Origin of the sequence: Streptomyces sp. RB17, assembly GCF_009604455.1 — a bacterium.
GTDB lineage: Bacteria > Actinomycetota > Actinomycetes > Streptomycetales > Streptomycetaceae > Streptomyces.
In genome coordinates this window covers 19,662-44,113 of the sequence record NZ_WEGL01000020.1, presented here as the reverse complement: position 1 = coordinate 44,113, position 24,452 = coordinate 19,662, and the positions used below count along the sequence as shown (strand labels likewise).

Annotated in this window: 21 protein-coding genes; 13 read left to right on the top strand and 8 right to left on the bottom strand. The window is 70.5% G+C overall.

What is annotated here, in order from left to right; translation table 11 throughout:
• Positions 1–612 precede the first annotated feature (612 nt).
• Together SRB17_RS43085 and SRB17_RS43080 are read right to left on the bottom strand one after the other, a co-directional pair.
• Positions 613–1,410, bottom strand: coding sequence for a DUF4118 domain-containing protein (locus tag SRB17_RS43085; protein WP_153547377.1), 798 nt, complete (start codon positions 1,408–1,410; stop codon positions 613–615).
• Positions 1,407–3,902: an ATP-binding protein gene (locus tag SRB17_RS43080; RefSeq protein ID WP_153547375.1), complete on the bottom strand. Its 2,496-nt coding sequence runs from the start codon at positions 3,900–3,902 to the stop codon at positions 1,407–1,409. The genes SRB17_RS43085 and SRB17_RS43080 overlap by 4 nt, the downstream gene beginning before the upstream one ends.
• 237 nt (positions 3,903–4,139) lie before the next feature.
• On the opposite strand from SRB17_RS43080, the gene SRB17_RS43075 reads away from it, so the two are divergent.
• The 5 genes from SRB17_RS43075 to SRB17_RS43050 all read left to right on the top strand — a co-directional run bounded on the left by SRB17_RS43075 (position 4,140) and on the right by SRB17_RS43050 (position 11,582).
• Positions 4,140–5,714 (top strand): Na+/H+ antiporter, encoded by a 1,575-nt coding sequence (locus SRB17_RS43075; protein ID WP_153547373.1) that lies wholly within the window; start codon positions 4,140–4,142, stop codon positions 5,712–5,714.
• Positions 5,715–5,830: 116 nt separating this feature from the next.
• Positions 5,831–6,310 carry a GNAT family N-acetyltransferase gene (locus SRB17_RS43070; RefSeq protein WP_153547371.1) on the top strand — a complete coding sequence of 160 codons (480 nt, stop codon included), beginning with the start codon at positions 5,831–5,833 and terminating at the stop codon, positions 6,308–6,310.
• Positions 6,311–6,529: 219 nt separating this feature from the next.
• On the top strand, positions 6,530–8,488 hold the full coding sequence (locus tag SRB17_RS43065; protein WP_153547369.1) for an APC family permease: 1,959 nt from the start codon (positions 6,530–6,532) through the stop codon (positions 8,486–8,488).
• A 114-nt stretch (positions 8,489–8,602) separates the two neighbouring features.
• A complete protein-coding gene (locus SRB17_RS43060) occupies positions 8,603–9,121 on the top strand; it encodes a hypothetical protein (RefSeq protein WP_153547367.1) in 519 nt (172 codons plus the stop codon).
• Between the two features lie 487 nt (positions 9,122–9,608).
• Positions 9,609–11,582, top strand: coding sequence for a potassium transporter Kup (locus SRB17_RS43050; RefSeq protein ID WP_153547365.1), 1,974 nt, complete (start codon positions 9,609–9,611; stop codon positions 11,580–11,582).
• Positions 11,583–12,359: 777 nt separating this feature from the next.
• On the opposite strand, the gene SRB17_RS43045 is transcribed toward SRB17_RS43050, so the two are convergent.
• From SRB17_RS43045 to SRB17_RS43025, 5 genes are all read right to left on the bottom strand, one after another.
• Positions 12,360–13,145, bottom strand: coding sequence for an ABC transporter permease (locus SRB17_RS43045; protein ID WP_323377548.1), 786 nt, complete (start codon positions 13,143–13,145; stop codon positions 12,360–12,362).
• The gene (locus tag SRB17_RS43040; RefSeq protein ID WP_323377547.1) at positions 13,142–13,819 is read right to left on the bottom strand and encodes an ABC transporter ATP-binding protein; all 678 of its coding nucleotides are present in this window, start codon (positions 13,817–13,819) and stop codon (positions 13,142–13,144) included. The genes SRB17_RS43045 and SRB17_RS43040 overlap by 4 nt, the downstream gene beginning before the upstream one ends.
• 82 nt (positions 13,820–13,901) lie before the next feature.
• Positions 13,902–14,945 carry a YncE family protein gene (locus tag SRB17_RS43035; protein ID WP_153547361.1) on the bottom strand — a complete coding sequence of 348 codons (1,044 nt, stop codon included), beginning with the start codon at positions 14,943–14,945 and terminating at the stop codon, positions 13,902–13,904.
• Between the two features lie 87 nt (positions 14,946–15,032).
• Positions 15,033–15,398, bottom strand: a complete 366-nt coding sequence (locus SRB17_RS43030; RefSeq protein ID WP_153547359.1) for a hypothetical protein — start codon at positions 15,396–15,398, stop codon at positions 15,033–15,035.
• Positions 15,395–16,396 (bottom strand): DUF1259 domain-containing protein, encoded by a 1,002-nt coding sequence (locus SRB17_RS43025; RefSeq protein WP_153547357.1) that lies wholly within the window; start codon positions 16,394–16,396, stop codon positions 15,395–15,397. The genes SRB17_RS43030 and SRB17_RS43025 overlap by 4 nt, the downstream gene beginning before the upstream one ends.
• A 136-nt stretch (positions 16,397–16,532) precedes the next feature.
• Here SRB17_RS43025 and SRB17_RS43020 point away from each other — a divergent pair, with 136 nt between their 5' ends.
• The 5 genes from SRB17_RS43020 to SRB17_RS43000 all read left to right on the top strand — a co-directional run bounded on the left by SRB17_RS43020 (position 16,533) and on the right by SRB17_RS43000 (position 19,827).
• Positions 16,533–17,282, top strand: coding sequence for a response regulator transcription factor (locus tag SRB17_RS43020; RefSeq protein ID WP_323377546.1), 750 nt, complete (start codon positions 16,533–16,535; stop codon positions 17,280–17,282).
• Positions 17,279–18,361 (top strand): sensor histidine kinase, encoded by a 1,083-nt coding sequence (locus SRB17_RS48355; protein WP_153547355.1) that lies wholly within the window; start codon positions 17,279–17,281, stop codon positions 18,359–18,361. Before SRB17_RS43020 ends, SRB17_RS48355 begins: the two co-directional genes overlap by 4 nt.
• 104 nt (positions 18,362–18,465) lie before the next feature.
• The gene (locus SRB17_RS43010) at positions 18,466–19,002 is read left to right on the top strand and encodes a Chromate resistance protein ChrB (RefSeq protein ID WP_153547353.1); all 537 of its coding nucleotides are present in this window, start codon (positions 18,466–18,468) and stop codon (positions 19,000–19,002) included.
• A complete protein-coding gene (locus SRB17_RS43005) occupies positions 18,999–19,430 on the top strand; it encodes a chromate resistance protein ChrB domain-containing protein (protein ID WP_153547350.1) in 432 nt (143 codons plus the stop codon). The genes SRB17_RS43010 and SRB17_RS43005 overlap by 4 nt, the downstream gene beginning before the upstream one ends.
• A 22-nt stretch (positions 19,431–19,452) precedes the next feature.
• Positions 19,453–19,827, top strand: a complete 375-nt coding sequence (locus SRB17_RS43000; protein WP_153547348.1) for a hypothetical protein — start codon at positions 19,453–19,455, stop codon at positions 19,825–19,827.
• Between the two features lie 195 nt (positions 19,828–20,022).
• Here the strand turns inward: SRB17_RS43000 and SRB17_RS42995 are convergent, their stop codons facing one another.
• Entirely contained in the window at positions 20,023–20,379 is a 357-nt protein-coding gene (locus SRB17_RS42995; protein ID WP_153547346.1) for a metalloregulator ArsR/SmtB family transcription factor, read from the bottom strand.
• A gap of 245 nt (positions 20,380–20,624) precedes the next feature.
• On the opposite strand from SRB17_RS42995, the gene SRB17_RS42990 reads away from it, so the two are divergent.
• From SRB17_RS42990 to SRB17_RS42980, 3 genes are all read left to right on the top strand, one after another.
• Positions 20,625–21,602, top strand: a complete 978-nt coding sequence (locus tag SRB17_RS42990) for a cation diffusion facilitator family transporter (RefSeq protein WP_153547385.1) — start codon at positions 20,625–20,627, stop codon at positions 21,600–21,602.
• Between the two features lie 118 nt (positions 21,603–21,720).
• Complete coding sequence (chrA, locus tag SRB17_RS42985) at positions 21,721–22,950, top strand: chromate efflux transporter (RefSeq protein ID WP_153547344.1); 1,230 nt, start codon at positions 21,721–21,723, stop codon at positions 22,948–22,950.
• 410 nt (positions 22,951–23,360) lie between these two features.
• The gene (locus SRB17_RS42980) at positions 23,361–24,380 is read left to right on the top strand and encodes a DNA-directed RNA polymerase subunit alpha (RefSeq protein ID WP_323377544.1); all 1,020 of its coding nucleotides are present in this window, start codon (positions 23,361–23,363) and stop codon (positions 24,378–24,380) included.
• Positions 24,381–24,452 lie beyond the last annotated feature (72 nt).

Genomic DNA, 24,452 nt, shown 5'->3' with positions numbered 1-24,452 from the left:
CGGACGGCTCCCTCACCAGACTCCTATGCGGGCTCACAGCCCAAACATCAAGCGGCGTCGGCGGACAGCCCCTGTACCGATTTTCACGCCCGCGGGGCGTCACCGCAGGTGAACGCTCGACTCCTATTCGACCCTCCTAGTACTCGGTATCACCGAGTACCGCTATACGGTACCACTGAGTAGATGACCAAGCCCAGGGAACCGGGAGCGCAGACCGGACGAGCCCAGAGCACCAACATCCTCAAACCACCCAGCCACGCCATCAACGAGAGCACCCCGTCCTCGACGCCGCCGGGGTGGCCACCGCAGACAGCTGGCCGGGTCGCTGACTTCGGCGCGGCCTGTCCACCTGCGCGGAAGCCGGGACGTGCGGACACAACCGGTCGACGATCCCGTCGGGGACGACATCGGCCGAGGGGCTGCCTGCTCGGCCGTGGCGTGCGTGGCGTGACCGTCACGGACGGTTCCGGGACCGCGGCACAGACGGCCCCTGCCCGTGTCCGGTAAACAGCGAATTTCAGTAAGTCACCGGCATGGCGAGATCACATTTCAAGGTGAGGGAATCCGCCGTGCCTGCTCACCGCCTCCGTCGAAGTCCCGCGACGCGCGGCCTCACCACCCGCGCACGGGTCCTGACGTGTCCAGGGCCGCCCCCGTCTGGTCGGCCAGCGTCACCGCGACCAACCGGGTCTGGAGCGAGGGCACGGCGCCGGGGCCGGGGGTGAGCATGAAGCGGCCGAGGTAGTGGCCGTTGCCGTAGGCGCGCAGTTCGATCTCACCCTCGGGCCAGCCCTCCGTGTCCGGGTTCCACGTGCGCCGGCCCACCGACACGCTGCCGTCCTTCTCCAGGCGCGGGGGCCGTCCCATGAGGCTGCCGTACTCGAAGCGGCAGGCGCGCAGTCCGAGCAGGTCGGTCAGCTCGGTACGGACGTGGTCGACGACCGTGTCCGCCGAGTTCGCGGACTGAGCGAGGTCGGCCGTGCGGTGGATGCGCGCCAGATGGGCGGCCTCCGTCACCGTCATGACCTCCAGCCGACGTGCGCGGGCCGCGAGTTGGGCGACGATGACGCCGACGACCAGCAACAGCACCGCCGTCTCGATGTCCGCCGTGGCGTTGATGTCAAAGGTCTCGTACGGCCGGGTGAGGAAGAAGTCGAACCAGGCCGCCGCCGACAGGGCCGCGACCACGCCTGCCGCGCGGCTGCCCAACGCGGACACCGCGACCACGACCACGACGAGGACGAGGGCCGCGTTCGTGTGCGACAGGCTCGTACGGAACGGGACCAGGACGAGGGCCGTCACGAACGGGGCAGCCAGTCCCGCGGTCAGGGCGATCCGGTCCCGCAGTGGCCAGGCGTGGGCCGGGATGTGTGTGCGGTGCAGTCTCCAGGTGCCTGCGTGCGTGCTCATTGCGCGCCTCCTGCGCTCTGCTTGGTGGGTCCGGCCACGGTCTGCTCCGCGAGCGGCAGCGATGCGACCATCGTGAGGCCGCCGCCGGGGGTGTCCTCGGGGGTGAGGGTGCCGTTCATCGCCTCGGTCAGGCCCCGGGCGAGGGCCAGGCCGAGGCCGAGTCCGGTGGTGTTGTCGGTGTCGCCGAGCCGCTGGAACGGTTCGAAGATCCGTTCCCTGCCGGTCTGCGGGAGTCCGGGGCCCCGGTCGACCACGCGCAGCTCCACGCGTCCCGCCAGGGCGCTGGCGGTGACCAGTACCTTCTGTCCCGGCGGGGTGTGGCGGGCGGCGTTGGAGGCGAGGTTGGCGATCACCCGCTCCAGCAGCGGCGGGTCGGCGAGCACCGCCGGGATCCCCTCCGCGTCCACCGTCTCGACCCCGGGGATGTCGGCGAGCGCCATGGGCAGGACCTCGTCCAGGGAGGTGGGGCGCAGGTTGAGGGTGAGGGCGCCGGCCTCCAGGCGGCTGAGGTCGAGGAGGTTTTCCACGAGGCGGTTGAGCTTGGCCATGGACTCGTCGGCGGTGGCGAGGAGTTCGTCGCGGTCTTCCGGTGTGAACTCGACGTCTTGGCTGCGCAGGGAAGTGACGGCGGCCCACCCGGCGGCCAGCGGGGTGCGCAGATCGTGGCCGACGGCCCGCAGCAGGGCCGTGCGCAGCCGGTCGGCGGCCTTCACCGGCTCCACCTCCGCCGCCGCCTCCGCGAGCCGGGCCCGCTCCACCGCCGAGCCGACGTGCGCGGCGAACGCGGCCAGCACCCGCCGCTCGGAGGAGGAGAGGGTACGGCCCCGCAGCACCAGGTACGCGCCCGGACCGGCCGGCACCGATGCGGTGCCCTCCCTGTCCGGCGGCTCGTCCGCCAGTTCCGCCGACTCCATGCCGAAGGTCTCCCGCGTCCGCTCCAGCAGAGCCGGAATCGTCGCCTCGCCCCGCACGATCGTCCCGGCGAGGGACGACATGGTCTCTGCTTCGGCGGTGGCACGGGCTGAGCGTCTGGACAGCCGGAGCGAGCGGTCGACGACGCCGGCCACGGTGGCCGCGACGACCGCGAACACGGCGAGGGCCAGCAGGGCGTTGGGGTCGTTCAGGGTGAAGGAGCCGATGGGCGGGATGAACCAGTAGTTCAGGAGCAGGGACGCCGTCACCGACGCGATCACCGCCGAGGCGACCCCGCCGATGCAAGCAACGCCCACGACCGCGAGCAGGAACAGCAGCGCCTCGCTGGTCAGATCCAGCGTTCCGCGCACCTGGGCCAGCACAGCGGTGAGCAGCATCGGCAGGACGAGCCCGGCCACCGGTCCGGCGATCAGCCGGGCCGTGGAGAGCGTGCGGCGCCGGGACGGCAGGAGGGTGCCGCGTCCGGCCCGTTCGTGGGTGACGCGGTGGACGTCGATGTCGCCGGACAGCTCGGTCACAGTCTCCCCCGTGCCGGGCCCGGTCAGGAAACGCTGCAGACGGCCGCGTCTGCTGGTACCGAGGACGAGCTGGGTGGCGTTCTCGGCGCGGGCGAACTCCACCAGGCTGGCGGCCACGTCGTCGCCGACGACGGAGTGGTAGCTGCCGCCAAGGTCCTCCACCAGCCGGCGCTGCCGGGCTAGGGAGGCGGCCGAGACGCCGCCGGCCAAGCCGTCGCTGCGGGCCACGTGCACGGCGAGCAGGTCGCCGCCGGCGGACCGGGCGGCGATCCGGGCGGCCCGCCGGATGAGCGTGTCGCCCTCGGGGCCGCCGGTCAGGGCGACGACGACCCGTTCCCGGGTCTCCCACACCCCGCCGATGCCGTGCTGCGAGCGGTACTCCTGCAGCGCCTCGTCCACCCGGTCGGCCACCCACAGCAGGGCCAGCTGCCGCAGCGCGGTCAGGTTGCCGGGGCGGAAGTAGTTCGCGAGGGCCGCGTCGATCTTCTCCGGGGCGTAGATGTTGCCGTGCGCCATCCGGCGGCGCAGGCCCTCGGGCGGCATGTCCACCAGCTCGATCTGCCAGGCCCGGCGTACGACCTCGTCGGGCACGGTCTCGTGCTGCGGGACCTGGGTGATCTTCTCGACCACGTCGTTGAGGGATTCGAGGTGCTGGATGTTCACCGCGGTGATGACGTCGATGCCCGCGGCGAGGAGTTCCTCGATGTCCTGCCACCGCTTGGGGTTGCGGCCGTCACCGGGGACGTTGCTGTGGGCGAATTCGTCCACGATCGCCACCTGCGGGCGCCGGGCCAGCACCGCGTCCAGGTCCATCTCCTGGAAGCCCCCGCCGCGGTAGGTGCAGGACGTGCGCGGGACAACCTCAAGGCCGTCGATCATGGCCTCCGTGTGCGGGCGCCCGTGGCACTCCACGAAGCCCACCACCACGTCCGCCCCGCGCGAGGCACGGCGCCGCCCCTCGTCGAGCATCCGGTAGGTCTTGCCGACCCCCGGGGCCGCCCCGAGGTAGACCTTCAGTCGTCCGGGCCGTACGTCACTCATCGCCGCCGACGCGCTCCGCTCACTGGCTCAACTCCCCCGTGGTCGAGGGGGACTGCTCCCAAGGAAGCCCTCCCGCGGGCCAGGTGGGGTGCGTGTTAGCGAATCCTTGGCGCCGGTCCCGAGGACATTGACGCTGTCTTGACGTGACCTGGGCCGATAGGGTGACCGCGGTGTGCCGGGAAGTCTGGTCGGCAGGGGAGCCAGGGTGGCTCCCCTTCTCAGTCCCAGGGGGACGGCATGCGGAGCGTCGGTACGGTTCTCGCCTTGGTCATTCTGGCCACCGTGGTGGCGACCTTCGCGCGCCGCTGGCGGATGCCCGCCCCCTCGCTCCTGGTGGTCGCCGGCCTTGCCGTGGCACTGCTGCCGGGCACCCCCCAGATCGAGATCAGCCCCGAGATCATCGGGCTGGTCGTGCTGCCCCCGCTGCTGTACGCGAGCGCGGAGGACATGCCCTGGCGGGAGCTGCGCGCGGTGTGGAAACCGGTCGGGATCCTCGCGATAGGGCTCGTGCTGGCCTCGGCAGCCGCCGTCGGCGCGGTGGCCGCGCTGGTGACTCCCCTGTCGTGGCAGATGGCGTTCGTGCTGGGCGCGATCCTGGCCAGCACCGACCCGGTCGCCGTGACCGCGCTCGGCCGGCGCCTCGCCCTGCCGCCCAAGGTGCAGGTCCTGGTCCAGGCGGAGAGCCTGTTCAACGACGCGACCTCCCTGGTGCTGGTCCGGGTGGCGGCGGGCATCGCGGTGGCATCGGCGGCGGCGAACTGGGGTGCGGCAGGTGGTGAGTTCCTGCTGCTGGCCGGTGGCGGCACGGTGATCGGGGCGGCCGTGGCCGGTGTGGTGGCACTGATCCGGCGCCGTACCGAGGAACCGGTGCTGGAGACGGTGATCGCCCTGGTCACCCCGTACGCCGCCTACCTGCTGGCAGAGGCCGCGCACACCTCCGGGGTGACCTCCTGCGTAGTCGCCGGAGTGATCCTGGGCGGGCGCGGCGACCGGCTCACCAACGCCCGCATACGCCTCCAGCTGCACGCCGTATACGGCACGGTGGTGTTCCTGCTGGAGAGCGTGGTCTTCTCACTGATCGGTCTGGCGCTGCCCGCGCAGGTGCGGGCCCTGGCCGACGGCGACCGGTCCTGGCCGCTGTATGCCCTCGTCGTCGCCGCCACCCTCATCGCCGTACGCCTGCTGTGGCTGGCACCCCTGTCGGCGGTCGTGCAGCGCAAGGGCGGGATCGGCCGGATGAACTGGCGGGTGCCGGTGGTGCTGACCTGGGCGGGTACGCGCGGGGTGATGCCGCTGGCCGCGGCCCTGTCCATACCCGAGGCCGCCATGGACGGCACCGCTCTGGCGGACCGGCCCCTGGTCCTCGTCCTGACCACGTCCGTGGTGGTCGTGACGCTGGTCGTCCAGGGGTTCACCCTCGCCCCGGTCGTCCGCGCCTCCCGTATCGCCCTGGAGCCCGCCCACACCGAACGCGAGGAGGCCCGGGCCCGCTCCCGCCTCGCCCACGCCGGCCTCGCCCGTCTGGAGGAGCTCGCGGAGCTGGAGGTCGTGCCGGAGGTCGTCCTGGACCGGCTGCGCCGCGGTCTGAACGCCCGCCTCGACGACGCCCGCGACCGCCTCGCCGAGCACAACGGCACCGCCGCAGCCACCGAGTCCGCCGACCTCGTCTACCGCCAGCTGCGCCGCGACGTGATCGCTGTGGAGACTGAGGAACTGCAGCGCCTCTACGACACGCACCGCATCAGCGACACCACCCGCCGTCGGCTCCAGCGATCCCTGGACCTGGAAGAGGCGAGGCTGGCGGATGCCTAGCGGAACTGCTCACTCCGGATCTCCTCGCCTCGCTGGCCGGCAACCGCGTCGAAGCCCCGGCCCGCTTCCTGCCCGCCCTCGGGGCCGCCTTCGACCGGCTCACTCCGTGGGAGCGCATGATCTGGACGCTCCAGGCCACGCCTCAGCCCTTCACCGTCCCGCACGCCGTGACCGTACGGCGCCTAGAACTGGCGGACGCCGACGCCGTGCAAGCCCTCGGCCCGGACGCGTCCTGGCTCCCGGCCAGCTGGGGCGGCCCGCACGGCCTCGCCTCCTCCGGCCACGCCTGGGCCGCGGTGGGCCGCAACGGCCGCATCCTCGCGGTGGCCTGCACCTACTTCCGCGGCACCGGCTACGAGGACGTCGCCGTCTACACCGTTCCCGACCGCAGACGCCACCACCTCGCCCTGGCCTGCGTCACCGCCCTGTGCGCGGATATCACGGCCCGCGGCCACACACCCGGCTGGAACTGCTCCCTCCACAACCGCGCCAGCCGCCTCCTGGCCTGGAACGCCGGTTTCCGACTGGTCCGCGAATACGTCCACTACGCCGTCGGCAGCCCGGTAGGGATGAGCCGGCGCAGCCTCAGCGCGTAACGCGCCGACTCTCCCTGTACGGTGCAGTCGCTCTCCGGGCAAGGGACAGCCTCAGACCTTGATGTGAGGGCAGCGTTCACCCCACCGGTCTTAACGGAAGATTGACGCCCTCCGGCGAGATGATCCGTGGGCTCAGGTGTCACTCTCTGCTTACGCTGGTGCGGCCGTCCGTGTGATGGCCGGAAACCCCACGCTGAGCCGCACATCAGGAGCACGTCCATGGCCATCACCGAACACCCTCCCAGTACCAGCCGCCTGCGGACGTGGATGCTGGAGGGCCTGTCCGACATGGGCAAGCCGGGCGGCCACACCGGTCCCCACGCCGAGCCGGAGCCCCCGCACAAGGGGCAGCGGTGGTGGCGGGTGATGTGCCTGACGGGTGTCGACTACTTCTCCACCCTCGGCTACCAGCCGGGCATCGCGGCGCTCGCGGCCGGACTGCTGGGCCCGATCGCCACCATCGTCCTCGTCATCGTGACCCTGGCCGGCGCGCTTCCGGTGTACCGCCGGGTCGCCGAGGAGAGCCCGCACGGCGAGGGCTCGATCGCCATGCTGGAGCGGCTGCTGTCCTTCTGGCAGGGCAAGCTCTTCGTGCTCACGCTGCTGGGCTTCGCTGCCACCGACTTCCTGATCACCATCACCCTGTCGGCCGCTGACGCCTCCACCCACCTGGTCGAGAACCCACATCTGACGGGCGCCCTTCATGGCCAGCAGATGCTGATCACCCTGATCCTGGTGGCGCTGCTCGGCGCGGTGTTCCTCAAGGGCTTCCTGGAAGCGATCGGCGTCGCGACCGCGCTGGTCGGCGTCTACCTCGCGCTGAACGTCGTCGTCGTGGCCGTCGGCCTCTATCACGTGATCACCGCCGCACATGTGATCACCGACTGGTCCAGCGCACTGACCGCGCAGCACGGCAACATCTTCGTCATGATCGGCCTGGCGCTGATCGTCTTCCCCAAACTCGCGCTCGGCCTGTCCGGCTTCGAGACCGGCGTCGCGGTCATGCCGCACGTGCAGGGCGATCCCGGGGACACAGAGGAGAAGCCGACCGGCCGCATCCGGGACACGAAGAAGCTGCTGACCACGGCCGCGCTGATCATGAGCGCCTTCCTGATCACGTCCAGCTTCGTCACCACGCTGCTCATCCCGGAGAACGACTTCAAGACCGGCGGCCCGGCCAACGGACGTGCGCTGGCGTACCTCGCGCACGAGTACCTCGGCGGCGCCTTCGGCACGGTCTACGACGTCTCGACCATCGCCATCCTGTGGTTCGCCGGAGCCTCCGCCATGGCCGGTCTGCTGAACCTGATGCCGCGCTATCTGCCGCGCTACGGCATGGCTCCGCACTGGGCCCGCGCCGTGCGCCCGATGGTCATCGTCTTCACGCTCATCGCCTTCCTGGTCACCTGGATCTTCGACGCCAACGTCGACGCGCAGGGCGGCGCCTACGCCACCGGCGTGCTGGTGCTCATCAGCTCCGCCGCGATCGCGGTCACCATCGCCGCGCGCAAGGCCGGGCAGCGCAAGTGGACCATCGGGTTCGCCGTGATCTCCGCGGTGTTCCTGTACACGACGGTCATGAACGTGATCGAGCGCCCGGACGGTGTGAAGATCGGTGCCTGCTTCATCGCGGGCATCATCCTCGTCTCGCTGCTGTCCCGCCTCGCCCGCGCCTTCGAACTCCGCGTGACCAGCGTGACGCTCGACCCGATGGCGGAACGGTTCGTCCGGGACATGGCCAGCCGCAAGATGCGGTTCATCGCCAACGAGCCCGGGCACCGCGACAAGGCCCAGTACCGCGACAAGATCGAGCAGATCCGCGCCGACAACGACATGCCGGAACAGGAGGACTTCGTCTTCGTCGAGGTCACCGTCACCGACCCCTCCGAGTTCGAGGCGGGCCTGACCGTGCGCGGCGAGGTGCTGCACGACCGCTACCGGGTACTGACCCTGGAGTCCGCGTCCATCCCGAACGCCCTGGCGGCCCTTCTCCTGCACGCCCGGGACATGACGGGCTGCACTCCGCACATCTACTTCGAATGGACCGAGGGCGGCCCCTTCGCCAACTTCCTACGCTTCTTCCTCTTCGGCCAGGGCGAGGTCGCCCCGGTCACCCGCGAGGTCCTGCGCGAGGCGGAACCGAACCGCGCCCGACGCCCCCGCGTACACACCGGCTGAGAACCCGACCCGCCCGGCGCCCGCGTCAGGATCCCGTCAGGATTCACCCGTTTGGCGCTAGGAACCCGTAAGCAGCGGTCGTCGCACCCCGCACGGCCGCCTAGCGTCGGCGTCATGCGACGGAGCGGACCGCCAGGCTCGGCCGGCGACCGCCACTGGCGTGGCAGCGCCCGGCTCGCGCTGAGCTGCGCTCTGCTGTTCTGCGCCCTGAGCCTTCTGGTCGACTGGGACGCGGGAAGCCTGACCCCCCTGCGCGCCCTGCTCTGGACAACCCTCTCGGCCGCGGTGGCCACCGTCCTGCTTCCCCACCGGGTGAGCGCGGGGCCCGGCTGGCTTGCGGTACGCACACCCTGGCGCCGGCACCTGGTCCGGACGGACGCACTGACAGCCGTACGTCAGTACGACGGCCCCTCCTCGCACCTCGTCCTGCGTGACGTCCACGGCCACCGCCTGGAACTCGACCCACGCATCCTCACCGCCAACCCCCTGCTGTGGCACGAACTCGACACGGGCGTCCACCGCTCGCTGGAGCGTGGCACGCTGCGCCAGGGAGCGGAGGTCCTCGAACGGCTCGGCCACCACATCGACGAGGAGACGGTGCAGGCGGTGCTCCGCGCGTCGGGGCTTTCCTGACCTCACGCGAGCGCACGGCCCGGTCACGCCACCGTCAAGAGTCACGTGCGCGACGCCTCACACCACTTTGACAGAGAGGGCACTGCTCTTGCGCGCGCTCGTCCCTGAGAGGACCTTCTCGGTGCCGAAGTCCTCCATGTGGGTGCGGCACGACCGGCGCAGACCGTGGGGCGTTAGACCCGTGCCGACAGGCAGCCAGCAGGAGTCGGCACGGCCGGCCGTGGGCATTCCGGCCACGCACCGGGACGCCCGGCTGTTGCGACGACCACGGGAGCGGAAGGACAGAGCACCGGTCGGGCCCAGGAGCATCAGGCGGATCGGGATGGGGAACCCCCGACCACGGGCCGCCGTGCAGGCCCGCAGGACGCAGACACCCTTATGTCGAAGCGGCCCGGCCCCACCTACCGGTATCCGCGCTGATGATCGGTATCGTCCGACCCGACGCACCGGGCCATCAGCACAGGCACCCGCAAGGAGGAGGACCACGATGGCGGATCGCCGGCTGGAGAACGGGCCGGACGACGGATTGCCGCCCCCGGGGGCGCTTGAGGCTCGTCGTGCGAGCGCTCACGACACGGCACGTCTCGCACTGGTGATCGGCGCCCTGGGGGTGGTCTTCGGTGACATCGGGACCAGCCCGATCTACACCCTCCAGACCGTGTTCAACCCGGGCGACCCGCACCCCGTCCCGGTCACCACGCAGAACGTGTACGGGGTGGTGTCGCTGGTGTTCTGGTCGGTCGTGATCATCGTGCTGGTCACCTATGTGCTGCTGGCGATGCGCGCCGACAATGACGGCGAGGGCGGCATCATGGCTCTGATCACCCTGGTGCGGCGGTGGACCTCGCGGCCGGCCGGACGGACCGCTGCCGTACTGGCCGCGCTGGGCATCTTCGGCGCGTCGCTGTTCTTCGGCGACAGCATGATCACTCCGGCGATCTCGGTGCTGTCCGCGGTCGAGGGACTCAAGGTCGTCCAGCCCTCGCTGGACAGCGCGGTCGTGCCCATCACCGCAGTCATCATCGTGCTGCTGTTCCTCGTCCAGCGCAGGGGAACAGCGGCGGTGGGCCGGGTGTTCGGCCCCGTCATGATCGCCTGGTTCGTCGCCATCGGCGCCTGCGGTGTCGCCGGCATCGCCGACCATCCGGCCATCCTCGGGGCACTGTCACCGACGTACGCCCTGGGCTTTCTGTTCGGCCATTTCGGCACGGCATTCTTCGCCCTGGCCGCGGTCGTGCTCGCGGTCACCGGCGCCGAGGCGCTGTATGCCGACATGGGGCACTTCGGCCGCCGGGCGATCACCCGGGCCTGGGTGTTCCTCGTCTTCCCCGCCTGCATCCTCAGCTATTTCGGGCAGGGCGCGCTGATCCTCGCCGGTCCGCACAACATCAGCAGCCCGTTCTTCCTGCTCACACCCGGCTGGGCACGCCTGCCGATGGTCGTGCTGGCCACGGCGGCCACCGTGATCGCCTCCCAGGCCGTGATCACCGGCGCGTACTCGGTCACTTCCCAGGCCGCCCAGCTCGGCTACCTGCCGAGGCTTCGCATCGCGCACACCTCCGAATCCACCATCGGCCAGATCTACGTGCCCTGGATCAACTGGATGCTGATGGTCTCGGTCCTCACGCTCGTGTTCGCCTTCCGCAGCTCCGCGGCCCTGGCCTTCGCGTTCGGCATGGCGGTCACCGGCACCATCACCATCTCCACCCTGCTGTTCTTCTACGTCGCCCGCGAGAAATGGGGCACGCCCAAGTGGCTGATCGGCATCGGCGCCGCCGTGCTGCTCTTCGTGGACCTGCTGTTCGTGGCGGCCAACATGACCAAGCTCGTGCACGGCGCGTGGCTGCCGCTGCTGATCGGCGTCACCGCGTTCACCGTCATGACGACCTGGCAACGCGGCCGCGAGATCGTCACCGCCCAGCGGGCACAACTCGAAGGCCCGCTCCCCGAGTTCATCGACGACCTCCGCTCAGAGAAGGTGCCCACGCTGCGGATCCCGGGCACGGCCGTCTTCCTCAACCGGGGCAAGCAGACTGCTCCCTTGGCCATGCGGGCCAACGTCGAGCACAACCACGTACGCCACGACCAGGTCGTGATCCTCTCCCTGGAGACCGAGCCCGTGCCCCGCGTCCCGGGCGACCAGCGGCTCGTCGTCGATGACCTCGGCTACAGCGACGACGGGATCATCCACGTCACCGCCCGGTTCGGCTACATGGAGACACCGGACGTGCCTGGCACCCTGGCCATGCTCACCCCGGCCCAGACCGAAGGACCGTTGAACCTCGACCAGGCGTCCTACTTCCTGTCGAAGATCGACCTCCGGCGCGGCAAGTCACCAACGATGGCTCCCTGGCGCAAGCGGCTGTTCATCGCCACCTCCTACATCACCGCCGACGCCGCCGAGTACTTCGGCCTCCCCCGCGACCGCACGGTCATCATGGGCTCGCACATCGAGGTATAGGCGCGCGCCGGTCACTGATCGTCCGGCCGCAACGGGTCTGGCATGCACCATGCACGAGGTTCTTCGGGTCCGGTTTCGTCGCCTCCCGCTCCCGCCGCGAGACAAGGGGTTGCGCATCGAGCGATACCACGGTGCCACCGCGACCAGCGTCCGGGTGAACAGGCACCAGTGCTTCGATGGCGATGAGAGTCGGGCTGAACTTGAATTCAGAGGGGAGCAACAGATGCCCGGCAGACGCGGAGCCCTGCCGAGCGCGGCCGCGTAGACCGCGGCGTCGGTGTCGGGCTTCAGGTCGATGTCGAACTGCGCCAGTTCCGAAGGGATCATGAGGCCGAGCCCGTTCCGGGTGGCACTGTCGGTCGGCATGACCACGCTCGATTTCGTCGATGGCACGCTCCCCCGCTATTGCCGCCCTACACCGGAGGGCACAGCACAGGCGTGAGGTGCGCGGTGGTCCCTGCCTGCGGCCCGCGAGCCTAAGCACACGGCCCGACCAACACCCCCCGCACGAGGCCGCCACCGGCCCACGCTTCTCTGGTCTCCGCCCTCGAATCCACGACAGATTCAGGCCATTGCTCACACCTGTGTCGGGCGACCGTGCCAGTGCCTGGGTCGGAAGGGAAGCTGGCACCCGTCTCGTCAACGCCGGCGCTTGCGACACCGTGCGGATGAGCTGTTCGCCATAAGTCTGTGTTCGATGGCGAGGGCAGCCCTCGGGACGACATCCCTGCAGCCTGGCGTATCGGAGGGACTGGCAGGTGAAATGCGATGGTGGGGTCAGCTGCCGGTGGGCTGTGCGGCAAGCGGGCGCAGGCGGTGGGCGTCGTCGAACAGGGCACGTTCGGCCATTCGTACGGCGCTGAGCGCGGCGAGTGCTGCGGCGGCGAGCAGCATGTACATCACGACGATCTGGTAGCGGATCGCGGTGAGGGGGTCGACTCCGGCGAGGATGAGGCCGGTCATGGCGCCGGGGAGGCTGATGACGCCGACGGTCTTGGTGGAGTCGAGGGCGGGGATCAGGGCCGTACGGACGATGGTGCGCTGGTGCGGGGCGAAGGCGTCGGTGGCGGAGAGGCCGAGACTGAGGCGGGCCTCGATGGCGGGGCGTGCGGTGCGGGCCTCGTCGGATAGACGGGTCAGGGCGAGTGCGGTGGCTTGCATGGCGGCGGAGACGACCATGCCGCCGACGGGGATGACGACGCGGGCCTGGGTGGCGATGACGCCGAGGGCGAGCAGGGTGCCCATGGTCGCGGCCGTACCGGTGGTGATCGCGGTAGTGGCGGTGAGCAGGGTTTTGGGCAGGGCAGGGGTGCGGCGGGCGGCGACCCGGCCGGCGATGAGGACCATGAGGGCGAGCCAGCCGATGGCTCCGGTGAGCCCGGTGTGGCGGAAGACCAGGAGCAGCAGGGCGCCGACGGCTGCGAGTTGGAGTGCGGCTCGGATGGCTGCGACGGTGATGTCGCGGGCCAGCCGGAGCCGGCCGTGCCAGGCCACGGCGATGGTGAGGAGGACCAGGGCGGCGGAGGCGGCGACCCCCGCCCAGGTGGGGACGGCGGGGTTCACGCGGGTTCCTTGAGGTAGTCGACGTGGTGGGCTTCGCCCTGTTCGGCGATGCGGCCGTGGTCGAGGACGAGGACGTGGTCGGAGAGGCGGCGGGCCTGTGCGGTGTTGTGGCTGACCAGAACCACGGTCAGGCCGTCGGCGACCAGTTCGCGTATGACGCCCTCGACGGCGGTGGTGCCGACGGCATCGAGAGCGGAGGTGGGTTCGTCCAGCAGCAGTGCCTGCGGGCTGACGGCCAGGGCCCGGGCCAGGCAGACGCGTTGTGCCTCGCCGCCGGAGAGGTTGGTGGTGGCGCGGTCGAGGTAGGCGGCGGACAGGTGAGCGCGGTCCAGTAGGGCCGCGGCTTCCCGCCGGTCCAGGTCAGGACGGCCGACCCGCAGGTCGTCCAACACGGTGTCGGTGAGCAGAACGGGCTGCTGGCCGACGAGGGTGACGTGGCGGCGCAGGGTCAGGACGTTCCAGCCGGGCAGGGGACGGTCCTGGAAGGTGACGGTTCCGGTGGTGGGTTCTTCGAGGCGGTTGAGGAGGCGCAGGAAGGTGGTCTTGCCCGCGCCGCTCGCTCCGACCAGGGCGGTGCAGGCCGATGCGGGGATGCCGCAGGTGATCTCCTCCAGCAGGATCGCGTCGCCGCGTCGCACGGTGACCTGTTCCAGGGCGAACGCGCTTGTCTCCACGGGTGCCACCTCCACCGACCACAGCTTGATGCAACCATGGTTACACGAACCTGGTAGGCGGTGTCAGCAGCGTCGACCGGCCTCACGGAGCCGGCTGATAGACCAGGAGGGCCGGGTGCCCGCCGGAGCCGTGCGGGACAGGGTAGTAGCTGCGATGGGTGGTGGAGTCGACAGCGACAACGTGGGCGCCGTCGGCCAGGTGGGCGCGGCCGGTGACGGTCAGGTGCCGGCTGCGATTGTCGGCAGTGGTGACCCAGCCGGATTCAGCGGCGACGTAGAGGTGGCGGGCCGCGGGGTCGTAGGCGAGGACGTCGGGGTCCTGGCCGACCTGGTCGGTGCCGGTGACGTGCCAGGTGGTCAGGTCCAGGGTGAGCAAGCGGGCGTTGCCGTCGCAGGCGACGAATGCCAGCCGGTCGGCGGGGGCCAGGATGAGGCCGTGGTCGTGATCGCAGCCGGGCAGCGGGACACGGCGGGTGATGTGGAGAGTGGCGGGGTCGATCACGGCGAGTTCGTTGCGGGTCTGGACGTCGACGAGCATCTGCTGGGTGGTGGGGTCGTAGGCGACATTGCCGGCCTCGCCCCCCAGGGTCACCGTGCCGCGGACCGCTCCGCTGTTGGCGTCGACGACGGTCTCCGAGCCGCCGGACTCGTTGGTGGTCCACACCGTGTGGTGCAACGGGTCGTAGGCCAGGCCGTCGGGGGTGCCGCCGGTGGGGCTGCGGTACAGGACCTTGCCGGTGGTCTCGTCGATGGCGGCGACCTGGTTTGCGTCGCTGGCGGTGGCGTACACGCGGTGCAGGGCGGGGACGACCAGGACGCCGTGGACACCGGGCAGGTCGGTGATGGTCCGTACGGCCTCGTCCGCGTGGGTGTCCACCTCGATGACCTGGCTCGCGCCGAGGTGGGCGATGAACAGCAGGCCGCGGGCGGGGTCGAGGCTGGCGTAGTCGAAGCGGGAGCTGTCGCCCGGCAGGGCGATCTCCTTGACCAGCCGGAGTGGCAGCGCCTCCTTGGGTGGTTGGCTGCTGCCGCGGGTGAGCGTCACGCCGGCCACAGCGGCGGCGACGGCGATGACCAGGCCGGCGGCCAGGGCCAGCAGGGCACGAGGAGTAAGGCGACGGGTCATGGGCGGCTTTCCAGGGGTCGGCGGTGAGGTGGCGAGGGCCGTCCCACCGTCCGGAGGAGTTCGGGGTGGCGGGACGACCGGGGCCGTTCAGTACAAGTAGATGTCGACGAGCAGGGCTGCGACAGCGGCCAGGAGCGAGTAGCGGACGCTGGTGCGCGCTGGCTGGGTGGCTAGCGGACCCAGCCCGTAGCCGAGGGACGCGGCGGCCAGCGTGAAGACTCCGGAGCCGGTGTCTTGCCAGCTGACCGGGAAGACCATCACGGGTGCGTCGGTGAAGAACTGGTCCCCGTGGGCGGCCCGGAGGATGGCGTTCCAGGCAAGGGGCCCGAGGGCCGCGGCGAGCGCACCCGTGGTCACCGCCGCTCGGGGGCGGCCCCTGGCGATGACGATGAGGACGGCGGCGAGGACGGCCGACAGCGCCGCGCCGTAGCCGATCTGACCCCAGCTGATCATGACGCGGGAGTCGGGTCGGTCGCGTCCAGGGCCGGGCGCAGGGCCTTGGCCAGGGTGACTCCGTCGGCGGTGGCCCAGAAGTGCATATAGAACAGGCGCGGTTGGTCGGTCAGGGAGTGGTTGTGCAGTTCGACGATGTCGATGTTCCCCTTTCGCAGTGCCTGGATGACCGTCTGCACCTCGGGTGCGGTCATGACGAAGTCGCCGTTGATGGCCGCCTTGTTGCCGCCCAGCGGCTGGAAGTTGATGCCGGTAGTGAGGCCAAGAGCGGCGGGCAGCACGTGGGTGCCGTCATTGACGGCCTGCTTGCGGGCGACGGTGAACTTGTAGATGCCGCCGTCGGCAGTGCCCTTGCGACCGAGGGCCTTGTCGATGCCGGCGGTGTCCAGCGCGATGGGCGGCTGGGTGGGCGGGGGCGGCGAAGCCGGCGGTATGGCCGTGGCGTCCAGCGCGGACTTCAGACCCTGGGCGAGTTTCACCGGGTCGCCCATGGCGTGCACGTGGGTCCACCAGACCGGCGGGGACTGCTGGAGCAGATGCTTGTGCAGGGCGGTCTGCTCGATACCGGCGGCCTGGAGCGCGTCGGTGACCTTGGGCAGTTCGGTCTCCGTGACGACCAGGTCGCCCATCAGCATGGTGCCGTCGTGGTACTTGGCGAAGTTCGCGTAGCCGCCGAGGGAGAGGCCCGGCTTGATCGCGACGCCCTGGGTGGTGACCTTGAGGTCCTTGCGGGGCAGCGCGACGTGGTACACGGTGCCCTTCATCAGCGTTCCGGTGCGGCCGAGGGCCTCGGCGACCGGCTTCCAGTCCTTCTCCGTCGTCTGCACGGGCTGCTGAAGGCGGCCCGGCCGGACGGCAGCCTGCGCCGCGACCACGCTCGTACCGCTGGCATCACTTCTCGTCTGGGTGCCGCAGCCTGCCAGCAGGCCGGCGCCCGTCACCAGCAGGAGCGCGGCCGCCGCCCCTGCGGCCGGCTTGGTGATCGAACGGGGTGACATGACCACTCCTCGTCGAGATCGTTGTCGAAGTCGAAGGTGCCTATGTGGTCAGCGAAGCCACCCCGGATGAAGTTGCCATGAAGAGCCACCCGGCCAAACGGGTGACTTCATGCCACCTTCATGAGCGGCAAGGATCGTGAACCACGCGACGAGGTTCACGGTGACGGCGGACGAGGGAAGGTGCGATGCGGATCCTGGTGGTCGAGGACGAGCCCAAGATGCGAGACTGCTGCGCCGGGCCCTGACCGAGGAGGGCTATGCCGTCGACACGGCTCCCGACGGCCCCCAGGCCCTCGCTCTGACCGATGTGGCCGCCTACGACGCGATGGTGCTGGACGTGATGCTGCCCGGCCTGGGCGGCTTCGAGGTCTGCGCCACCCTCCGCAGACGCCGCATCTGGCTGCCCGTGCTGATGCTCACCGCGAAGGACGCCGTCGCCGACCGCGTGCGCGGCCTGGACGGCGGCGCGGATGACTACCTGACCAAACCGTTCAGCCTGGAGGAACTCTTCGCGCGGCTGCGGGTGATGATCCGCCGTGGCCCGTTCGAGCGCCCGGCCGTCCTCAGCGCTGGCGACCTGTCCCTGGACCCGGCCACCCGGACCGTGCGGCGCGGCACCGAGGAGATCTACCTGACCGCCAAGGAGTACGCCCTCCTCGAAGCCCTGCTGCGCCGCCCCGGCACCGTCCTGACCCGCGCCATGCTCGTCGAGCACTGCTGGGACCTGGGCACCAGCCCCGGCTCCAACGTGGTCGACGCCCACATCAAGGCCCTGCGTGACAAGATCGACCGCCCCTATGGCACCCAGGCCGTCGAGACCATTCGCGGCGCCGGATACCGGATCCGCCGTGACGGCGGCCGTACCCCCACGAGCCGCACGTCATGAACCGCATCCCGCTCCGCATCCGCCTCACCGCGATCTTCGCCGCCGTGATGGCCCTGGTCCTTACCGGCGCCGGCTACCTCACCCTCAGCCGCTTCCGCGAGTCCCAGGCCGAATACGGCGCCGCCACCGGCATTGCCCACCAGGCCCAGCAGGAAGCCCTCGACGACCTTGTACGCGAACTGCTCACCGCGCTGCCCATCGTCTTCGTCCTGGCCACCATCGGCGCCTACCTGCTCGCCGCAGCCGCCCTGCGCCCGGTAGAACGCATGCGCACCCAGGCCGCCGCCGTCACTGAGGACACCCCCGAGTACCGCCTCGACGTACCGCCCAGCCGCGACGAGATCGCCCGCCTGGCCACCACCCTGAACGACATGCTCACCCGCCTGCAGACCGCCCTCGACCACGAACGCCTCTTCGTCGCCGACGCCAGCCACGAACTGCGCACCCCGCTCAGCCTGCTGCGCACCGAGATCGAACTCGCCCTCCGGCACCCCCGCGACGCTGCCGAACTGCACGCCGCCCTCCTCTCCGCGCACGAGGAGACCGAACGGCTGGTCCAGCTCGCCGAGGACCTGCTGCTCCTGGCCCGAACCGACCGCCGCGACACCACCCCGGCCGGATCGGCGGTGCCCGAGCTGGCACCGCTTCTGCACCAGGTGGCCGCCCGCCTGCGCAACGGATCCCCCGACAAGGCCATCACCGTCGACTGCCCCGCCGGGCTGACCGCCGCCGTCCCCAGCGACCGACTGGAGCGGGCGGTGACCAACCTGATCCACAACGCCCAGCAGCACGGCCACGGCCCCGTCGAAGTCACCGCCCGCCCCCACGACAAGCAGATCCGCATCGAGGTCCGCGACCACGGCCCCGGCTTCCCGCCCGACTTCCTCCCGCACGCCTTCGACCGCTTCACCCAGGCCGACCGCTCCCGCGCCACCAGCGGCACCGGCCTCGGGCTGGCCATCACCGCCGCCATCGCCCGCGCCGCCGACGGCGAGTACGGCGCCTTCAACCACCCCGACGGCGGAGCGGTCGTATGGGTCTGCCTGCCGGCCCTGCAGCGGCCATCCACGTCGGCTTGATGGGCTCGGAGCGCCGTGCAACCATGGTTACGTTTAGTCAGGATCCAGGCCGTGGGGGGCATCGATGGACGGGACAACGTCCGCTTCAGGGATCGGTACATGCCATGGCCGCTGACGGTCCGACCCGCGAGCCGGGCGAGTGGGTCCTGCTCTCCTATCGGATGCCCCGCGAGCCTTCCACGCCCCGCATCACCCTCTGGCGCAAGCTCAAGCGCCTGGGAGTCGCCCAGCTCTCCGACGGCCTGGTTGCCCTGCCCGCCGACGCCCGCACCCGCGAGCAGCTGGAGTGGATCGCCGACGAGGCGATCGAGGGCGGCGGCACCGCCTCCATCTGGATCGCCCGGCCCGCCACCCATGCCCAGGAACGCGAACTGGCCACCTCCATGGCCGCCGCCCGCGCCGCCGAATACCAAGCCGTCATCGACCAGGCCACCGAGGCCGCCCGGGCCACCGGTGCGGCCAACACCGCATCCGTCGCCCGCCGACTGCGCGCCGAACTGCGTCGCATAAACCGCCGCGACTTCTTCCCGCCCCTCGAACGCGACCGCGCACACGCCGCCGTCCGCGCCCTCGCCGACGAACCGGCCGGCACAGCCCGCACAGCGCCGAAGGCCGCAAGCCACCGGAAGAGGAACGCATGAAGTGGGCCACCCGCGCCAGCATCCACATCGACCGAGCCGCCTGCGCCTGGCTCATCCGCCGGCACATCGACAAGGAAGCGGAGTTCGTCTTCGTCACCGACCCCGCCGAAGTCCCGGACGACGCCACCCCGTTCGACATGCGCGGCGCCGAACTCGGCCACCACGGCGGCGACTGCTCCTTCGAGACCATCCTGCGCCACTACGACCTGACCGACCCCGTGCTGTGGAAACTCGCGGAGATCGTCCACGAGGCCGACCTCGACGACGAACGCTACGACGCCCCCGAAGCCCCCGGCGTGGACGTCATTCTGCGCGGCCTGTCCATGATCTGCGACGACGAACAGATCTTGGAGCTGACCGGCCCCCTCTTCGACGGCCTGTACGAGTACCACCACCGGGGCATGCTGCTGGGGCGCGAGCCCTCCTGACCACGTCCTCCCGGAGCACGCCATGCCGCTCGTCATCGCCTCGTCACCCGAGATCTTCAGCACCGCCCACATCGGGCTGACCGCCGCCATCACCGGCATCCTCGCCCTGGCCATCGCGATCTGGCGGCTTCCCCGATCCGCATGGCCCGACATCGCCGCCGTCGCGGTGCTGTCCGCGGCCTCCGTCTATCTGTGGCGGACCTCGGCGAACATGACGCCGCTGAACGAGGACGGCCTGCCGGGATTCTCCGCCAACGACTGGGCCGCGCCCGTCCTCACGTACGTCTTCCTCAGCCTCTACGCCGACGTCCGCATCCCGGCTGATCCACGCCGCTACGCCCAGACCCGGGCGCTTGCCACCCTCGCCTCACTGGCGGTCAACGTCATCACCATCTGACAGCGCGAGCAGTTGGGAAGGTCGCGCAAGGCCACGCCTCTCAACGGACTCCTCCTGCTGCTCCTCACCGGCAGCGCCAACCCCTGCGCAGCCCCGACCCTGACTACTCACGATCCCGGTGCCCTCCGTCAGCCGGGGGTCTGAGGAACTTCCGCGTCAGATCGTGCGCCGGGGCCGGGGGCAGCCCGGCGGAGTTCAGTCGTGCGGCGGCAGGTGGCCGATCTGGTGGTCGGCGACGTTCAGCGCCTCGTCCACCAAACGGCGCAGATGCCCGTGCCGCAGGGCATACACCACGCGCCGGCCCTCCTTGCGGGTGGTCACCAGCCCGGCCAGGCGCAGTCGGGCCAGGTGCTGGCTGACCGAGGTCCGCGTCGCCGCGGTCGCCTCGGTCAGGGTCGTGACGTCGGCCTCGCTCTCGCCGAGCCGCCGCAGCAGGGCCAGGCGGGTGCGGTCGGCGAGCAGGCCGAGCACCTCCACGGCGACGGCGAGACGCTCGCTGTCGTCTGGCTGTTGCGAGCTGTGCGCACCTGATAGATGCATGCGTGCGTTCATACGCACATAATGGTGAAGTAGCAACGCCGAGTCCAGTCCGACCCAGCCCGCCGCCCGCGAAAGGCGCGACCACCGTGACCGAGCAGTCCCACACCCACGAGCCGCACCGCCACGACCACGGCGAGCACGGCCACCCGCATCCCCACACGGGCGACGGCGGCCACCACGATCACGGCCATCGCCACGGTAATCACGGTCATGGTCACGACCACAGTCATGACCACGGGAGCGGCCGGTGGGCGAAGCTGCGGCACCAGCTGGCGCACATGGTCACCCCGCACAGCCACGAGGCGATGGACAAGGTCGACTCGGCGATGGAGACCTCCCGCGAGGGCATGCGCACGCTGTGGCTGTCCCTGGGCATCCTCGGCCTGACCACCGTCATCCAAGCGGTGATCGTGGCGGTGTCGGGATCGGTCGCCCTGTTGGGCGACACCATCCACAACGCCGCCGACGCGCTGACCGCCGTCCCGCTCGGCATCGCGTTCGTCCTCGGCCGCCGGGCGGCGAACCGCCGCTACACCTACGGCTACGGCCGCGCCGAAGACCTGGCCGGCATCGCCATCGTGGTCACCATCGCCGCATCCTCCGCGCTGGCCGCCTACGAAGCCGTCGACCGGCTGCTGAACCCGCGCGACGTCACCCACCTGTGGGCGGTGGCCATCGCCGCACTGGTCGGCTTCATCGGCAACGAGTGGGTGGCCCGCTACCGCATCGCGACCGGCCGCAAGATCGGCTCCGCCGCGCTGGTCGCCGACGGCCTGCACGCCCGCGCCGACGGCTTCACCTCCCTCGCGGTCCTCCTGGGCGCCGGCGGCGTCGCGATCGGCTGGCGCTGGGCCGACCCGGTGGTCGGCCTGCTGATCACGGTCGCGATCCTGATGGTCCTCAAAGACGCCGCCCGCGAGGTGTACCGGCGGCTCATGGACTCCGTCGACCCGAATCTGGTCGACGCTGCCGAGATGGCCCTGCGCGACGTCGAGGGCGTGCGCGGCACCGGACAGGTGAGGATGCGCTGGATCGGCCACGCCCTGCGGGCCGAGGCCGACATCGTCGTCGACCCCCACCTGACCGTCGTCCAGGCCCACGCGCTCGCGGTCGCCGCCGAGCACGCCCTGATCCACGCCGTACCCCGCCTGACCGCCGCCACCGTCCACACCGACCACACCGACCACGGCAGCGACCCGCACGCGGCCCTGGCCCACCACGCCGACGCCCACTGACCTCGGTCTGCCGCTGCCGACCCGGGCGGCCCACGGCGCTGCCGTGGGCCGCCCGGGTCTTCGCCGGCCGACCGCTGAGCCCATTGAGAGAAAATGCAACCGTGGTTACAGTTCCCTCATGAGCTCCGAGGACACGACGACGCCCGGCAGCGCAGGCGACAGCGAGATAGCCAGGCGCGCCCCGGCAACGGCTTCGGGCGATCCGGGCTTCGCCGCCGTGCTGCGGTACTTCCTGCGCCTGGGCACCCTGGGGTTCGGCGGCCCCATCGCTGTGGTCGGTTACATGCAGCGCGACCTGGTGGAAAAGCGCGGTTGGATCGCCAAGCAGGAGTTCCTCAACGGTGTCGCTCTCGGCCAGACCATGCCCGGCCCGCTCGCCGCGCAGGTCGCCATGTGGGTCGGCTACCTCAGGCGGGGCGCGCTCGGTGCGGCGGCGACCGCGCTCGCGTTCATCGCCCCGTCGTTCCTCATGGTCACCGGCGTCGCCGCCGTCTACGCCCACTACGCGGGGCTGAGCGTCGTACAGGCCCTCTTCTACGGCATCGCGCCGGCCGTCATGGCGATCATCACCATAGCCGCGTACAAACTGGTCCGTCTCACCGACGGCAAGGACTGGCGAGCCTGGGCCATCAGCGCGGTGGTCTTCTCCGTCACCGCCGTCACCGGCCGGGAACCGATCTACCTCATCGTCGGCGCCGGCCTGCTGATGATCGCCCTCGACGCACGGCCGCGCCTGCGGCTGCCGCGCCGCCGCCCCGGCAAGGGCACGTCCGCGTACGGCATCGCCGCCTGGCCCTTGGCCTCCACCACGCTCGGCACCCTCGCCTCCGGCGGGACGCTCGCCTCCCTCGGCCTGTTCTTCCTCAAGACCGGCGCCTTGGTCTTCGGCTCCGGCCTGGCCATCGTCCCGCTGCTGCGCGACGGCGTGGTCGCCCAGCACCACTGGCTTACCCAGGCACAGTTCCTCGACGCCGTGGCGATGGGACTGATCACCCCCGGCCCCGTCGTCATCACCGCCGCCTTCATCGGCTACCTCGTCGGCGGCACCACCGGTGCGCTGGTCGCAGCCACCGCCATCTTCATCCCCATCTACCTCGGCGTCGTCGTCCCCGGCCGCTGGTTCGTCCGCCACCGCGACAACCCCCAGCTCCAGGCGTTCGTCACCGGAGCCACCGCCGCCGCGGGCGGCGCCCTGTGCGGCGCGGTGGTCGTCCTGACCCGCCAGGCCGTCACCGACATCCCCACCGCCGCCATAGCCTTGACCACCCTCGCCTTGCTGTGGCGCTTCAAGATCCCCGAACCGTACGTCGTCGGCGCCGCTGGGGTCCTCGGCCTGCTGCTGCACTGACCGGCTGCAAGAGCACACCGCATGCGCAGGTGCTGCCCCTTCTTCGCGTGGAGCCGCCCCTGCGTGATCACTTCCTCGGACGGCATGCGGTGGGCATAGCGGGTGGCGACGGCCTGGCCGGGAGGCCGGGAGGCCGGGAGCGTAGAACGGACGCTGTTGGTCGCGTGTAACGTGACACGGCCGTGGCCGGGCATGACTGTCTGGCCGTCCTGCTCGCCCGGGATCCGGACGCGGGCAAAGCAGAAACGGCAGTGGGGGCGGCTGGCGGAAGGGAGACTCGAGATCTCCTCGCTGGGTTGGAGTCGGGCGGTCGGGCCTCTTCGTAGGCCGATGAGCCCGTATCGCCCCGTACCCTTCGTGTTGTCTACGGCGTCACATAGCGGGCGCCAAACCACTGGAGGCAACACCCCGTGCTCATTGCTCAGCGTCCGTCCCTGACCGAAGAGGTCGTCGACGAGTTCCGCTCCCGGTTCGTGATCGAGCCGCTGGAGCCGGGCTTCGGCTACACCCTCGGCAACTCCCTCCGCCGGACCCTTCTCTCCTCCATCCCCGGCGCGGCTGTCACCAGCATCCGCATCGACGGCGTTCTGCACGAGTTCACCACCGTGCCGGGCGTCAAGGAGGACGTCACCGACCTGATCCTCAACATCAAGCAGCTGGTCGTGAACAGCGAGCATGACGAGCCGGTCGTGATGTACCTGCGCAAGCAGGGCCCGGGTCTGGTCACCGCCGCCGACATCGCGCCCCCGGCCGGTGTCGAGGTGCACAACCCCGACCTCGTCCTCGCCACGCTCAACGGCAAGGGCAAGCTGGAGATGGAGCTCACGGTCGAGCGTGGCCGCGGCTATGTCTCCGCCGTGCAGAACAAGCAGGTGGGCCAGGAGATCGGCCGTATCCCGGTCGACTCCATCTACTCGCCCGTGCTGAAGGTCACCTACAAGGTCGAGGCCACGCGCGTCGAGCAGCGCACCGACTTCGACAAGCTGATCGTCGACGTCGAGACCAAGCAGGCCATGCGTCCACGTGACGCCATGGCCTCCGCCGGTAAGACACTGGTCGAGCTGTTCGGTCTGGCCCGCGAACTCAATGTCGAAGCCGAGGGCATCGACATGGGCCCTTCCCCGGTGGACGCTGCCCTCGCCGCCGATCTGGTGATGCCGATCGAGGAGCTCGACCTCACCGTCCGTTCGTACAACTGCCTCAAGCGCGAGGGCGTCCACTCCGTGGGTGAGCTCGTGGCCCGCTCCGAGGCCGACCTCCTCGACATTCGCAACTTTGGTGCGAAGTCCATCGACGAGGTCAAGGAAAAGCTCGCCGGCATGGGCCTCGGTCTCAAGGACAGCCCGCCCGGATTCAACCCGACCTCCGCTGCGGACGCCTTCGGCACCGACGACGTGGACACGGGTTTCGTGGAGACCGAGCAGTACTGAACGCTGCGCTGCGCCGGACATAGCGACACTGCGCGCACGGGGGCAGGAGAACCTCCACGCCGCCCGCTGGGC

Bases quoted from the DNA above. Each gene is read 5' to 3' on its own strand.
- SRB17_RS43085 (WP_153547377.1), bottom strand. From the start codon at position 1,410: ATGAGCACGCACGCAGGCACCTGGAGACTGCACCGCACACACATCCCG.
- SRB17_RS43080 (WP_153547375.1), bottom strand. From the start codon at position 3,902: ATGAGTGACGTACGGCCCGGACGACTGAAGGTCTACCTCGGGGCGGCC.
- SRB17_RS43075 (WP_153547373.1), top strand. From the start codon at position 4,140: ATGCGGAGCGTCGGTACGGTTCTCGCCTTGGTCATTCTGGCCACCGTG.
- SRB17_RS43070 (WP_153547371.1), top strand. From the start codon at position 5,831: ATGATCTGGACGCTCCAGGCCACGCCTCAGCCCTTCACCGTCCCGCAC.
- SRB17_RS43065 (WP_153547369.1), top strand. From the start codon at position 6,530: ATGGCCATCACCGAACACCCTCCCAGTACCAGCCGCCTGCGGACGTGG.
- SRB17_RS43060 (WP_153547367.1), top strand. From the start codon at position 8,603: ATGCGACGGAGCGGACCGCCAGGCTCGGCCGGCGACCGCCACTGGCGT.
- SRB17_RS43050 (WP_153547365.1), top strand. From the start codon at position 9,609: ATGGCGGATCGCCGGCTGGAGAACGGGCCGGACGACGGATTGCCGCCC.
- SRB17_RS43035 (WP_153547361.1), bottom strand. From the start codon at position 14,945: ATGACCCGTCGCCTTACTCCTCGTGCCCTGCTGGCCCTGGCCGCCGGC.
- SRB17_RS43030 (WP_153547359.1), bottom strand. From the start codon at position 15,398: ATGATCAGCTGGGGTCAGATCGGCTACGGCGCGGCGCTGTCGGCCGTC.
- SRB17_RS43025 (WP_153547357.1), bottom strand. From the start codon at position 16,396: ATGTCACCCCGTTCGATCACCAAGCCGGCCGCAGGGGCGGCGGCCGCG.
- SRB17_RS48355 (WP_153547355.1), top strand. From the start codon at position 17,279: ATGAACCGCATCCCGCTCCGCATCCGCCTCACCGCGATCTTCGCCGCC.
- SRB17_RS43010 (WP_153547353.1), top strand. From the start codon at position 18,466: ATGGCCGCTGACGGTCCGACCCGCGAGCCGGGCGAGTGGGTCCTGCTC.
- SRB17_RS43005 (WP_153547350.1), top strand. From the start codon at position 18,999: ATGAAGTGGGCCACCCGCGCCAGCATCCACATCGACCGAGCCGCCTGC.
- SRB17_RS43000 (WP_153547348.1), top strand. From the start codon at position 19,453: ATGCCGCTCGTCATCGCCTCGTCACCCGAGATCTTCAGCACCGCCCAC.
- SRB17_RS42995 (WP_153547346.1), bottom strand. From the start codon at position 20,379: ATGAACGCACGCATGCATCTATCAGGTGCGCACAGCTCGCAACAGCCA.
- chrA (WP_153547344.1), top strand. From the start codon at position 21,721: ATGAGCTCCGAGGACACGACGACGCCCGGCAGCGCAGGCGACAGCGAG.